Source organism: Bacillus sp. FJAT-14266 (assembly GCF_001719225.1).
Classification (GTDB): Bacteria; Bacillota; Bacilli; order Bacillales; family Bacillaceae; genus Bacillus; species Bacillus subtilis.
On record NZ_CP017072.1, the window covers coordinates 3135433 to 3148373 of the forward strand.

At 46.0% G+C, this 12941-nt stretch carries 14 protein-coding genes; 8 read left to right on the forward strand and 6 right to left on the reverse strand.

Annotation, left to right across the window (positions count from 1 at the left end; translation table 11 throughout):
- Nucleotides 1-23 precede the first annotated feature (23 nt).
- The 3 genes from wprA to BGM23_RS16270 form a co-directional block, all read right to left on the reverse strand.
- Nucleotides 24-2708: a cell wall-associated protease WprA gene (wprA, locus tag BGM23_RS16260; RefSeq protein WP_029726289.1), complete on the reverse strand. Its 2685-nt coding sequence runs from the start codon at nt 2706-2708 to the stop codon at nt 24-26.
- Nucleotides 2709-2875: 167 nt separating this feature from the next.
- Nucleotides 2876-3232 carry a YisL family protein gene (locus BGM23_RS16265; protein WP_003244937.1) on the reverse strand — a complete coding sequence of 119 codons (357 nt, stop codon included), beginning with the start codon at nt 3230-3232 and terminating at the stop codon, nt 2876-2878.
- Nucleotides 3233-3347: 115 nt separating this feature from the next.
- Nucleotides 3348-4253: a fumarylacetoacetate hydrolase family protein gene (locus BGM23_RS16270; protein ID WP_003233084.1), complete on the reverse strand. Its 906-nt coding sequence runs from the start codon at nt 4251-4253 to the stop codon at nt 3348-3350.
- Between the two features lie 154 nt (nt 4254-4407).
- Between BGM23_RS16270 and BGM23_RS16275 the strand changes: the two genes are divergently transcribed.
- The 8 genes from BGM23_RS16275 to BGM23_RS16315 all read left to right on the forward strand — a co-directional run bounded on the left by BGM23_RS16275 (nt 4408) and on the right by BGM23_RS16315 (nt 8003).
- Nucleotides 4408-5331 (forward strand): CotH kinase family protein, encoded by a 924-nt coding sequence (locus tag BGM23_RS16275; RefSeq protein ID WP_029726290.1) that lies wholly within the window; start codon nt 4408-4410, stop codon nt 5329-5331.
- A gap of 145 nt (nt 5332-5476) precedes the next feature.
- Complete coding sequence (gene yisI, locus BGM23_RS16280; protein ID WP_003233086.1) at nt 5477-5647, forward strand: aspartyl-phosphate phosphatase YisI; 171 nt, start codon at nt 5477-5479, stop codon at nt 5645-5647.
- 422 nt (nt 5648-6069) lie between these two features.
- Nucleotides 6070-6291 (forward strand): spore germination protein, encoded by a 222-nt coding sequence (locus tag BGM23_RS16290; RefSeq protein ID WP_003233088.1) that lies wholly within the window; start codon nt 6070-6072, stop codon nt 6289-6291.
- A gap of 14 nt (nt 6292-6305) precedes the next feature.
- Nucleotides 6306-6539, forward strand: coding sequence for a spore germination protein GerPB (gerPB, locus tag BGM23_RS16295; protein WP_003233090.1), 234 nt, complete (start codon nt 6306-6308; stop codon nt 6537-6539).
- A 22-nt stretch (nt 6540-6561) separates the two neighbouring features.
- The gene (locus BGM23_RS16300; protein ID WP_015252404.1) at nt 6562-7179 is read left to right on the forward strand and encodes a spore germination protein GerPC; all 618 of its coding nucleotides are present in this window, start codon (nt 6562-6564) and stop codon (nt 7177-7179) included.
- Nucleotides 7176-7352: a spore germination protein GerPD gene (gene gerPD / locus BGM23_RS16305; RefSeq protein WP_003233093.1), complete on the forward strand. Its 177-nt coding sequence runs from the start codon at nt 7176-7178 to the stop codon at nt 7350-7352. Before BGM23_RS16300 ends, gerPD begins: the two co-directional genes overlap by 4 nt.
- On the forward strand, nt 7352-7753 hold the full coding sequence (locus tag BGM23_RS16310) for a spore germination protein GerPE (protein ID WP_010886467.1): 402 nt from the start codon (nt 7352-7354) through the stop codon (nt 7751-7753). Before gerPD ends, BGM23_RS16310 begins: the two co-directional genes overlap by 1 nt.
- Before the next feature lie 31 nt (nt 7754-7784).
- Complete coding sequence (locus tag BGM23_RS16315; protein ID WP_003233096.1) at nt 7785-8003, forward strand: spore germination protein; 219 nt, start codon at nt 7785-7787, stop codon at nt 8001-8003.
- A gap of 36 nt (nt 8004-8039) precedes the next feature.
- On the opposite strand, the gene hlpB is transcribed toward BGM23_RS16315, so the two are convergent.
- Genes hlpB through sbcD form a run of 3 tightly spaced genes read right to left on the reverse strand, consistent with a single transcriptional unit; the run spans nt 8040 to nt 12920 of the window.
- Complete coding sequence (hlpB, locus tag BGM23_RS16320) at nt 8040-8342, reverse strand: HNH nuclease-like protein HlpB (RefSeq protein WP_003233097.1); 303 nt, start codon at nt 8340-8342, stop codon at nt 8040-8042.
- A gap of 13 nt (nt 8343-8355) precedes the next feature.
- Nucleotides 8356-11748, reverse strand: a complete 3393-nt coding sequence (gene sbcC, locus BGM23_RS16325; protein ID WP_003233098.1) for an exonuclease subunit SbcC — start codon at nt 11746-11748, stop codon at nt 8356-8358.
- A complete protein-coding gene (sbcD, locus tag BGM23_RS16330) occupies nt 11745-12920 on the reverse strand; it encodes an exonuclease subunit SbcD (RefSeq protein WP_003233099.1) in 1176 nt (391 codons plus the stop codon). Before sbcD ends, sbcC begins: the two co-directional genes overlap by 4 nt.
- Nucleotides 12921-12941 lie beyond the last annotated feature (21 nt).

Here is a 12941-nt window from a genome sequence, read left to right on the forward strand (position 1 = left end):
GTGCATCGAGCACCGCTTTTTGGTTACTTTTCAACAACAACTTTTGCTTCCTTGCTTTCTTTTTTATCTGTATCCACAGCCGTGACGTACAGCACCGTTCCGGCTTTTTGTTTTTTGATTTTCACCGAAAACGTTCCTTTTGCGTCAGCTTTGGCAGAAGCAATGACCTTCTTTGATTTGTTTTTCACTCTGATCATCGCTTTGCTGTTTGCCTTCCCTTTTACTGCCGTATCCTTCGTTTTCACCGCGTTTACTTTCGGTGTGCCGGAAGGTTTTCCTTTGACGACAACAACTTTATACGATGTTTTCGCATCGCCTTTTGTTGCTTTCACATACAGTACTTGATCCTGTTTTTGAGTCGCAATATTAACCTTGAACGCATTGTCTTTTCCGGCTTTGGCGCTGCCGAGTTTCTTTTTGCCGTTCATCACCTCGATAAGTGTGCCTTCCTTCGCGTTCCCTCTGACAGCTGTTTGAGTGCTTTCCAGCTTGTTGACCTTAAGCTGTAAATCAGCTGCGCTGACAGCCTTCATGACATTCAGCCGCCCGTAGCCTGAATGCCAGTCTACACCAGGTGTCTTCGGAATTTCAATCGGATCGCCATAATCGTCATACAACTCTTCTTCTCCGCCATCGACACTTTCAAAGGAAATATCATCTGCCGTCTTTTTCAACATATCCTCAACTTCTGTTCTTTTCAGCTTAGGATTTTGAGCAAACAGCAATCCTGCAGCAGCGGCAGCATACGGCGTCGCCATAGACGTTCCGCTCATGTACGTGACATTTCCGTTCGGCACTAAGCTCGGGATATCAGACCCTGGAGCAGAGATGTCCAGACCTTTTCCATAGTTAGAGAAATCAGCGGTCATATCCATGCGGTTCGTTGCGCCGACTGACATCACATATTTAGAAGATGCAGGATAAGATAAGGCATTTTCTCCATCATTCCCGCTGGCTGCGGCAATCAAGACATTTTTGTCAGCCGCGTACTTCAAAGCAAATTCAAGCACGCGGCTGTAGCCTCCGCCTAAACTTAAATTAATCACCTTTGCTCCTTTGTCAGCAGCATATTTGATGCCGAGAGCAATTTGTTCAGTATCTCCGGAACCTGCGGAATCAAGCACTTTTACAGGGATGATTTTTGCTTTGGCATTCAATCCAGTCATTGAATAGCCGTTATCGCTTTGGGCCGCAATAATGCCTGCGACATGCGTCCCATGCCCCTGATCATCCATTGCATTGTTATTTCGTCCGACAAAATTGTGTCCGAGATCTGTTCTTACTTTTCCTTTTAAATCGGCAAGCGTACTGTCTACGCCTGTGTCTACTACTGCAATGAGTGTATCGTTAAGCTTGCGTTTGGACAGCAATGTGTTGGCAGGCTCATATTTCACATCCGCATTTTTGACACCGCCGTTTTCACCGTTGTTTTTAAGCGGCCATTGATAAGGGTACTGAATATCGTTTGCCAGGCTTTTGTATTCCTGGACGGGTTCCGCAAACTCTACATTGGACATCTTGGATAGTGTCGCAGCAGCGCTTTTGACCCTTTTGGCGCTTGCCGTATATGCGCCGTTCTGTTTCTCGTCTTTCGGAAGTTCAAATGAATACAGATTGTCAAACAGTTTCTTTGCCTTTTTCACATTAGATATGTCTTTTTTCGATTGCGCGCTTGCAGAAAAGCCCTTCATTTCATTATGTACGGATGAGAGGCTTTTATTGTCCTTCACCTTGAAAATAACCTTTGTTGTCTGAACTTCACTTTTTGCTGCAATATTGTTTTCTGTTAAAATGGCTCCGGCTGTTTTGCCTTGCAGCTGCTTCATATTTAGTCGGTCCGCTTGTTTCTTTATCTCCTCTTTAAGGAATGACGGGACTGATTGTAAAGCTTTATCATATAGCCGGTTGATTGCTTTTTGTTCCTTTTCAGTGACCTTATACGAAGATGATGCTCCGTTTTCTGACACATCGTCAAATAACGGCTTTAATGTCACAAGATCCTGATAGATTTCATTTCTTGCTGTTTTATTGAGTGCGAGTTTTGCAACGATAAACGGTGCTGCTTTGTAATAAAGGCTTGTCAGTTCTTTGCCTTCTGCTGTTTGGCTCAGCTGCTCATCACGAATCGCTCTCAACTTATCCAGGATGCCTTTTCCTGATTTCTTCTGATCGACACTCATTTCAACCGGACAAGCTTCTTCCTCTTCTAAATCTGACGGCTGTTTTTTGGTGCCTTTATACCCGATCGTATACTTGGCTTCTGCAGCTGCTTCTGCCGTTCCGCCGTCCTCTGGTTCTTCTTCTCCGAGGTATTCAACTTTTACATAGTAAGGGCCGCTCCACGCGTATGGAAAAATGACTTCGCTTTTTCCATCCTCCGCTGTGAAAGAACGGTACATCTCAAACATTTCATCTTTAAGCGCTTTTTCCTTACTTGGATATACAGATACATTCAGTACTGAATCACTCTTTACGGTCAGTGCCATATGTGAGTGTTTCTGAATATCCGTTGCTCCCGGGGTCACTTTGTACCATTTCACCTGTTCCGGCTCCTTCATGGCGCCTGTCTGTTCTTTGCCGTTTTCCAGAGCAGCCGCCTGATCGATCGCGCCGGCCGCAGCAGCTTTGGTTCCCGGAGAAAAAAGGCTGAAAATCAGTGCAAAAATAAGCACTGCCGCCACAACCGAGCTGAATTTTCTGCGTTTCATGTTATCCCTCCTGCAAAATAATGAATCTCCTTGAAGGTATCATAATTTCATAGGACGAGATACCGCTTACAGGGAATTTTAAGGTTATTTTAAATGATTTGGAATATGAGGGGATAAATATAAAAAAACCCAACTCTATCAAAGAGCCGGGTTCATAGGTTTTTCTATTAAAACAATTGAAAACCAATTGGCAAATGCAGACCGAGCAGCACTGTCAGCAAAAGGACAATGACGAAGCCGACCCACAGGCCTCCTGTTGATTTTTCTTTTTTCTTGCGGATGAGGAGCATTTCCATCAGGCCGATGGTGATAATGCCCAGAATCATTTTGCCGGCGTATTCTCCGTTCCAGTTGGCGAAACGGACAAACAGCTCAGCTCCTGTCAAAATAATAAGGATATAGAATAACCGCAGAATCATATGAGTGATTTTTGCGCCCTTTGCACTTCCTGACGAATACAGCGAGTAGCTGACGAAAAGCAGAATCAGCGCTACCACCCATGTCGTAATATGTAGGTGTGTCATATATGTTCCCCCTATCAGATAAATTACCCCACTTATAGTACCATGAACTTGTCCTCTGTCACAAAGATGATTATCAGAAAAAACGGGCGGGTCCGGGTCCGCCCTCCAGTTTTATTCAGCCAATTTGGTTTGACAGCGTTCCGATCGGATCAATTGTAATATCAATTTTATCACCTGACCGCAAGAATTTTGGAGGCGTAAACCCCTTGCCGACACCAGACGGCGTACCGGTGGCAATAATGTCGCCCGCTTCAAGCGTCATCCCCTTTGAGAGGGTTTCAATTAATTCCGGAATGGAAAAGATCATATCGCTTGCCGAACCGGATTGGCGCAGCTCGCCGTTGACTCTTGTTTCAACCTTGAGGCGCTCTGGCTCCTGAATCGTTGATTTATGTACAAGCACGGGCCCCATCGGACATGTCGTATCCAAGCTTTTTCCGATAAAAAACTGCTTATGCCTTTTTTGCAGATCACGCGCCGTGATATCATTCACAATCGTATATCCGAAAACATGGTCATATGCATCTTCTTTTGAAATGCGGGTCCCGCTTTTTCCGATCACGACAGCAAGTTCTCCCTCATAATCAAGCTGAGAGGTAACCTCTTCATGGCTCTTTACGATATCACCATGCCCCGTAACCGTTACCGGCGATTTTGTAAATACCATCGGATGCTCCGGAATATCAGCCTCGCTTCCCATTTCAATCGCGTGATCCCGGTAGTTTTTGCCGATGCAGATGATATTTTTTGATGGCTTCGGAATGGGTGCATGGAGCTTCACCTCAGATAATGAATACATAAATGATCCCAGCTCATCATTCGGTTTCTTTGCCCACTCGGCCAGCTGCCTTGCATGCGCAACGAATTTATCCCCTTCTGCGATACATTCAATCAGCGATCCCGGAATCGTCTCAAGTTCAAACAGTTTTTTTTCAGCCTTTTGCAAATCCATAATTTTCTCATCATCAATGATCAGGCCGACAAACATTCGGTTGTAAAGTTCCCCTGTCGCAAATTTCATGTTATTCCTCCATCATCTTTTAAATCAGAATGCTCCTTCATGTATTCTCTGTCGAATGCTGAAATCCCTTTTTCTCAATTCCGTTTTCATTTCGTTTCAGGACGGGCTTGCTCTACATATCATACAAATGTCGTTTTGAGAAGGAGGAAAGAATATGGAGCGCGTGCATTTATTTTTTCATCGGGAGCAGCTGAAAAGGAAAGGTACAGCCAAGGGGCTTTTCGTAACAGATCGATCTGTTTCTCCCATTCTTCTCACACAGCGTGACAGAGCGGAAAAGGCATCCTATGAAATCAGCTGGGAAAAGTCTCTGCTTGGTGAAAGGACACTTTTTTTGAATGCAGAACAGGATGATCCGTCCCTGATGCGGCGCAGACTCGCCTATTGTTTTTTTGACCAGATCGGCGTACCTGCTCCCGTTGCCTCGTACAGCTTTCTGACCATCAATGGCCAGCCTGAAGGCATTTATTTGAACATCAAGAACCATCAGCCAGCCGGTAAAAGGAGTTACGGAGTGAAGACGGCCGATCCAAGGGTTCCATTGTCCCTTTTTAACAATGATTTCTCGGCATTCTTACATGAATTTTTCATACTGATCCGCACAGCCGGAGATGACGAATTGGCTGAAAGGATTAAATTGTATCTGGATGTCAAGCTGTTTTTTTTGTGGCTGATCGGCAACGCCTGCACCAATCAAGGCTTTTACTACACATTTTGTTTAAACGAATCCGGTCGGCTTTACGTTTCCCCGATGGAGACAAGATCGCTTGCCGTACAAGAATGGTATGAAGAAGACCCGCTTCTGACAAAAGGAAAGACGCTTTCGTCAAGGCTTCTATCCATTCCCGCCTTCAGGTCGCAATATCACACCTTAATGAAAAACGTGCTGAAGCGGTCGTTTACTATTGAACGATTATCTCCTCTCATCAACGAATGGCACCTTGACATTTGTCAAAGTGCTGCTGATGATCCTTTTATCAAAAAAAGCCCCTTTCAAATCGAAAAGGAGCAGACCAACATACTTAGAGAAATTGAGGAACGGCAGGACTTTTTGCAAGCACACTTAGCAAGACTTTAGTCCTTTCTCCATTAAAAAAGGCCGCAGCAAAAATTGTCGCTTTTTTAGTCAAATTGACGAAAGGCAACCTTTTGAGCCAAAATAGGTTATACTAACGATATCCTGTATTTATATCAAAATAAAATCTAGAATTGGAGATAGCGTAATGAACAGTAAAATTGAAGAAATGAGGATCACACTAATTGAAACCGCACAAAAATATGGCATGAATTCAAAAGAAACGATTCAATGCAGCCAAGAGCTGGATATCCTGCTGAATACCCGGATTAAAGAAGAAATGATTTTTGGGAGATATCTTGAAAACTCCCGTATGTAAATCATTTTCTATAACAATTAGAATACACCACATGTAACTCCGCTTTTTGCTCAGCACTTCTGGGATATACCTCAGGGCGAGAATGTGCCCGCCCAAAAATCGAATACCGCAGCACGACATACTCCAAAAAGCATTCTACACGCAAAAACACCAAAGAAATAAACAAAAATCACCATAGGCGGATAGCGGCATCCTTCGCCGCATTTCCGCTCAATTTATACCCAACATCCTCTTTTGCCATGTTTAAACATAACGGCCCGAAAAAATAAAGCGCTTTCATAAAGAGCCGATATGTCCCCTTTAAATTTCTCTCACACATATGTGCGTTTGTCATAAGCTATCGTGAATAGCCCAATTGAAATCAGAATTGTCATTTCACTTTACCTGTCTTTTTTTAATTTTTCAACAAAGGATGTGCTCGTATGCCGGCCATTGTCGGAGCGTTTAAAATTAATGCGATTGGTACGAGCGGAGTCGTTCACATCGGGGACTGCATTACGATTTCTCCTCAGGCTCAGGTCAGAACGTTTGCCGGTGCTGGCAGCTTTAATACCGGCGACAGCCTCAAGGTGATGAATTATCAAAACGCGACGAATGTGTATGACAATGATGCGGTTGATCAGCCGATCGTGGCCAATGCGTAAAAGGAGTGAGGCTCATGAACTTCTATATTAATCAAACCATTCAAATCAACTATCTCCGGCTGGAATCAATCAGCAACTCCTCCATTCTGCAAATCGGGAGCGCCGGATCAATCAAGTCACTGTCAAATTTGTATAATACAGGAAGCTATGTAGAACCGGCACCAGAAGTTTCTGGCTCAGGGCAACCGCTCCAGCTGCAGGAGCCCGACACAGGTTCATTGGTCCCGCTCCAGCCTCCTGGCCGTTAATCATATGAAAGAGGTGAAGAACATGTATGATCAATCTGTTTCCTCTTACCTGCAAAACTTGAATTCCTTCGTTCAGCAGCAGGCGATTCACATTCAGCAGCTCGAACGTCAGCTGAAAGAGATTCAAACTGAAATGAATACGATGAAACAGCGGCCGGCCACTACCATTGAGCGTGTGGAGTATAAATTTGATCAGCTGAAAATCGAAAGGCTCGACGGGACTTTGAACATCGGTTTAAATCCGACTGACCCGAACAGCGTCCAAAACTTTGACGTCAGCCAGTCGACACCGCAAATCGGGATGATGCAGCAGGAAGAGAGCGCTCAGCTCATGCAGCAGATCCGCCAGAATGTCGACATGTACTTAACCGAGGAAATCCCAGATATTTTGGAACAGCTTGAAAACCAATATGACAGCAGACTTGACGATACAAACAGACATCATGTTATTGAAGACATCAGAAAACAAATGGACAGCCGAATCCATTATTATATGTCCCATATCAAAAAAGAAGAACATACACCGCCTGCACAATATGCAGAACATATCGCTGAGCATGTGAAGCGTGATGTCATCCGCGCTGTAGAACACTTTCTGGAGCATATTCCATCAGAAATGAAAGGAGATGAGCAAGCATGATCTTTACAGTCATCAACCGCAGCTTAGAAGTCGGGGACATCCGGATGAACGGTGTGTCCAGTTCCTCCGTTTTCCACATCGGAGACACTGAATCCATTTACCTGTCTTCTATTTTTGATACACCGCCTGAATCTCTTATTATTGGGCCGTTTGCTCCGCTTGCGCCAGAATAATGCTTAAACGCATATCGCGCATCAGACTAGTTAAGTTTAATTCCCTCGGGATCGCAAGTGTGTTTCAAGTTGGCGACACAAATGAAATCGATATGAGTGTAAAAGTATTTGCTGTGCAGCGTTCTCTGTCCACGTTTTACCATAATGAAGGCTCATTTAACAAAAAGGAGTATCAGATCTTTCAGCAGCAGGCTGTGAAGCCGCTCCCCGAAACAGGTGTACAAAGCGCGTTTTGCCACGAGGTGCCGGCTATTTATGTTCGCAGCATCAAAATTCAAGGGGTCTCAGCCTCTTCTGTTTTACATGCCGGATCAGCTTCGCTTATTCGCGGTGATGCGAGACTCAAACATATCAGACAGATTCAGTCTCCGCGCTCACAATCGCCCGCCAAGAACATATAATAAACAGAGACTTCGATAAAGGGTGTCGTTTATGCCAGCAATTGTCGGGCCTATAGCTATCAATTCCATATCGGGCGGAGTCGTAAACTTTGGTGATTCCTTTTACCTTTCTCCGAAAAGCTCTTCAAAATCTGCGCTCGGTTCGGGAGCAGGAAACACGGGAGATTTCCTTCTATTAAATAATGCAGTCAACGCGACAAATTATATAGACCCCGATGTCAACGATCAGGATATGGTTGGAAACGGATAAAAGCAGCCGCTCTGCAAAGAGAGGGCTGCTTTTTAGTCATTTTTTCTTTTTTCGTTCATTTGATTTCTTTGTTTTGATCAGCTTCTCAGGCGGCTGTTTTCTGATCCATTTGACAAACCGGGCAAGCTCTGGATCGCTTCTGAGTTCAGCCATTCCGTTTAAACGTACGGCGAGCTCTTGATTGGTATATAAGGCATGAATCTGTTTATGACAAGGAATACAGAGCATCGCTGTCGGCAAAAACGTTCCGCCTTCCTCTTTCGGTGTGAGATGATGCTCTGTCAGCTGGACATCGCTCCGGCCGCACAGCTCACATATTCCGGCAGTCTGCTTTGCCATATCCGCTCCTCCCTTACATCAACTCAAGTGATACCCGCGTACCGCGGCCGCTCGGTTCAGCCGGATGGACGATCAGCTTTTTCGGAAGCCGTGCACGCAGTTCCTGCACATGGCTGATGACACCGACAGCCAGATTGTCTGACTGAAGTTTTTCCAAGGCCGTTACAACCGTATCAAGCAGATCTTGATCCAGTGTGCCGAAGCCTTCATCTAAGAAAAAGAACTGCAGCGGGTATTCCCCGCGAAGCTGAATCTGAGCAGACAGCGCAAGAGCAAGTGAAAGCGAGGTGAGGAAGGTCTCTCCTCCAGACAAACTGGAAACCGGGCGTCTTACGCCTCCATTCGCGTCATCCCGCATCACGAAGCCGCCTTCTGAATCTACTTCGATGGCATAGCGCTGTCTTGTCAGCATACTGAGTCTTGCTGAGGCGTCCCTCGCAACGCTTTCAAGCTGCTCCTCAGCTAAAAATTCAACGAAGGTATTGCCTTTAAACACAGCTTGCAGCTTGTCCAGCCTGTCGATATGCGTCTGCCATTTTTTCAGTTCAGCTTCAATTTCATTAAACCGTTTATGATGGTCGCGAATGACAGCCAGTGCTTTTGCTGCCGCGCCTTTTTCCTCTATAGCAGCGCCAAATGCGTCCTCAGCTTTTTGTAATGCTGCAACGGTTTCGTTCCATTCGCTCTCTGATAATGCTCTGCCGGCAAGTATCTCTGCTACTCGTTTTAAGTTTGCAGCATTTTGCTTCAGTTTATCCATAAACTGGTCTATGCCGGTTTTCATCTTTTCAAGTTCATCAGCTGGGATGAGACTTTGTTCAACCTCCTCAGTCCGGGTAATGGAGGTGTTTTTTGTATGCTCAAGCCAAGCAGCTTTTGCTTTTTCCAATCTGCCCTTCGCCTCTTGAAGAGTGAGCTCGCTTGCCGAAGCGCGGCTTTTCGCTTGGTTGAGCTTCATTTGGGCGCTTTGCAGTTCTTCATATAAAGATTGTTCTTTTTCCTTTAACAGCTTTAGATCCTGCTGGACAGAGCGGAGTTTGATTTGAATCGAATCTCCTTTTGCATAATCTCCGAGTTCGTGCTCATAATCAGCTATCACGCTCTTGATGCGTTCAGCCGCATAATGAAGCTCCAGCTTTTCCCGTTCAAGCCGGTGTCCAGATTCCCGCAGTTTTTCCTTTTGTGCTTCATGCTCAGCAAGAAACGCGATACTCTTCTCAATTCGTTTTTCACATTCTTCTGCAGCCCGGTCCTTTTCTTCAATGGCTTGCTGCCATTTTTCTGCTTCGTCCACAGATTGATTCTGAAATGCTTCTTTAAACATATTCAGACTGCTGTCCATTGAGGATTGAAGCTCGCTGATGATGCTTTCAATACGGTCAGCTTCTCTTTTTTCAAAACCGATTTTTTCATTAAGCTGCTCGGCCTTTTTTAAAGACTCCTGATAGGCGCCAATCATTTGTGCCATTCGTGTCTTAACAGAAAGAATGTCCTGCTTGATTCGTTTCCATTCAAATTTGGCAGTTTCAAATGCTTCATACACCGGCTGATGTTCGAAGGAAGCTGCCGCTTCAAGGTTCTGTGCTTGAATTGTCTGCAAAAACGGACACTGTTCAATAAAGCGCGCGGACTGTTCTTCAAGCGTAATTTTGGCTGAAAGAATCTCCTGGCTGAGAGCTGCAGCTTCCGTCAATAATACATCTGTCCGTTTAATGTCCTCTTCAAGATGGCTGTCGGCTTCATATGTTTCATGTACTGAGGCAGATGGATCATGATCGGTTGAACCGCATACCGGGCAAGGCTTACCGGCAGTCAGCTTTTGGGCTAACTCTTTTGTCAGCAGTGCCACCCTTGCTTTTTCACGCTGTAAGTGAAGCGTGTGTTGACTCTTTCTAGCCTCTTCCGTCATATGTGTTAATGAGCGTTCCGTTTCGCACACCAAATGGTACACAGTTTGTACAGCCTCATATGCCTGAATGATGTTGTTTTCTTCCGCTTCCGTCTTTTGAACGAGTGTATTCTTCTCTTCATTCATCTTCTGCAGCACGAGGTTCAATTCTTCACTTCGTTTTTTCTCTTTTTTGATTTGCTCCTCGGTTTGTCTGATGCGCAATGCCATTTCTGCGGCCTGCTGGCAGCTTTTTCGCTCATCGGATGTCACCTGCAGGGATTTGAGCTGCTGTTTCAATTCTGTCTGTCTGTTTTGCCCTCGTGTCAGGCGGTCTGTTACGGCCTCTAATTCATTCATGACAGATTGAAGAGCCGCTTCTTTCTGCCGGAGGTCAGCCTTTTTGCGCTCTTCCTCTTGCTTGGCCTCACTCAGTTTGATTTCGATTTCCTGCAAGCGTGAAAGCTGTTCCTGCTCTGTTAAAAGCTCAGGCTCTTTCTCGCTTTTATGCTGGCGCCACGCTTCATACTCTTCATGTTTTTGCTGAAAGAAAGCTGTCCGGTCTGCTAAATCCTTTTGGGCTAGCGTTTGTTCCTTTTCAGCTTGCTCCTCATGCTGGATCGCTTCTGCGTACCGGTCCGCATAGGGTTTAAGGGCTGCTGCTGTTTCTGCTTCCAGCAGGCGTTTTTGCATGCTGTCTATATGCGGCTGTTCTTCTGCGAGACGTTTTTCCTCTTCTTCATAAGTGGATTTTTCCTTTTGGACATTCCATATCTCCTGATGCTCTGTAAACCGCTCCTTCGCCTGATCACGGTTCTTCCTCATCGCTTCCAGCCGGGCTTCAGCTTGTTCGAGAACCTTTTCAGCCTGCTCCACTGCCTCTGAGCTCGCCTCACCGAGACCGGACTGTTCAGCAAGCATTTCATTTTTTCTCGCATTGGCTTCCTGCGCCTGCCGTCTCAGCTTTTTCACAAGCCTGTCTCCATATTGCTCCAAATTAAATAAACGCTGAAGCATATGCCTGCGCTCTGCCCCTTTTAAAGACAGAAATTCAGCAAATTTCCCTTGGGGCAGCACCACCGCTCTCGTAAAATCGTCGATCGTCAGCCCTAAGAGCTCCTCCACTCTTTTATTCACTTCGCTGGCTTTATCAGCCAGCACCGTATGCTCGTCCTTGATTTCGATGAAGCGGCAAAGTGCCGTTTTTACCTTCATTTCATCCGTTCTCTTAAACACACGCTCGACTTTGTATGAGATTTGGTGATTCGTCTGAAGCGCAAAGGTAAAGGACACAGACAGCGTATCTTCGGCGTGATTTAAGATTCCGTGCGTATTATTCGCCGCCCGTTCCACCTTTCCGTATAAAGCAAGCGTCATTGCGTCGAGTATAGAGGATTTACCGCTTCCTGTCGGGCCGAAAATGCCGAAAACACCGGCACCGGAAAGGCCTTCAAAATCTATCGTCTGCTCCTCTCTAAAGCTGTGGAGCCCCTTAATGCTTAAGGCGATCGGCTTCATTTCGCATCCTCCTCTTCAACGCCTGATGCAAGCTCTAAAAACAGCTTCACCATTTCTTCATCCGGCACCGCACCGCCAGTTTGTTTTTCATAAAATTTCTTAAAGCGGTCCTCGATTGAGACATGTTTAACCTCGATCCGTTCCCGGTCTTTGTTCTGTTCTTCAAAAACCGGCCTGATATGGATAAAGCCCGGGTGCGCCTTCCGCAGCCTGTGAATCTCTTCAAGTGACAGCTGGTCCGCGACACGGATTTCCAAGTCAATCCAAGCATTCTGATCTCTGCCTTCATCCAGCCAGCTGTACACCTCACTTAATCCATTTGCCGCTTTCCACTTCACAAGTGGCTTGCCGCTTGATAATAACACCTCTTGCCAAGTGGCCTCTTCCCCAGGCTTTGCGTCCACAATCGTCACTGATTTAGCGTAGCCCGCTTCAGAAAAGCTGTAGGCGAGCGGAGATCCTGAATAACGCGCAAGCGTCCGCGCCCGCTTGATCGTTTGCGGGCGATGCAAATGGCCGAGCGCAACGTAAGCGGCATCTGCCGGCAGGCTTTCAGCAGCCACCGTGTATGCACCGCCGACTTCAATCGGCCGCTCTGAATCGGTTTGGTTTCCGCCTGCCACATAAATATGGCTGGCGGCAATCTTCACTGCATCGGTCCGGAACCGGCTTGTCATATGCTCAAACGCCTGCCTGATTTTCACATCATAGTGATCACGGAGCAGCTTTTCATCAAACGTATCGGATAGCACTTCATTTAACCGCGCTTCAGATGGGTACGCCAGCGCTCCAACCGCCAAAAGCTCTCCTGCTGAAGGCACTTCAATATGAATCGGCTCTGTTGTCGGATAACCGATTAAATGAATGCCGTTTTCATGTGTCAGCGGTGAAGCGGCGGACAAACGGTCAGGATTATCGTGATTTCCGGCAATGACGACGATCGGGCGCTTTCCTCTGTCGCTAAGCGCAGACAGGCTTTCATAAAACAGCTGCTCGGCTAAAGCTGGCGGGTTTACGGTGTCAAATGCATCCCCCGCCATTACAATGGCATCGATCTGCTCATCCTTTACAATCGTATTCAGTTCATCCAGCACATCGGCCTGTTCACTCAGCCTGCTTCTTCCTTCAAGCGTTTTTCCAAGATGCCAGTCAGCCGTATGTAAAATCCGCAAATGCTTTCACCTCTCTTTTAT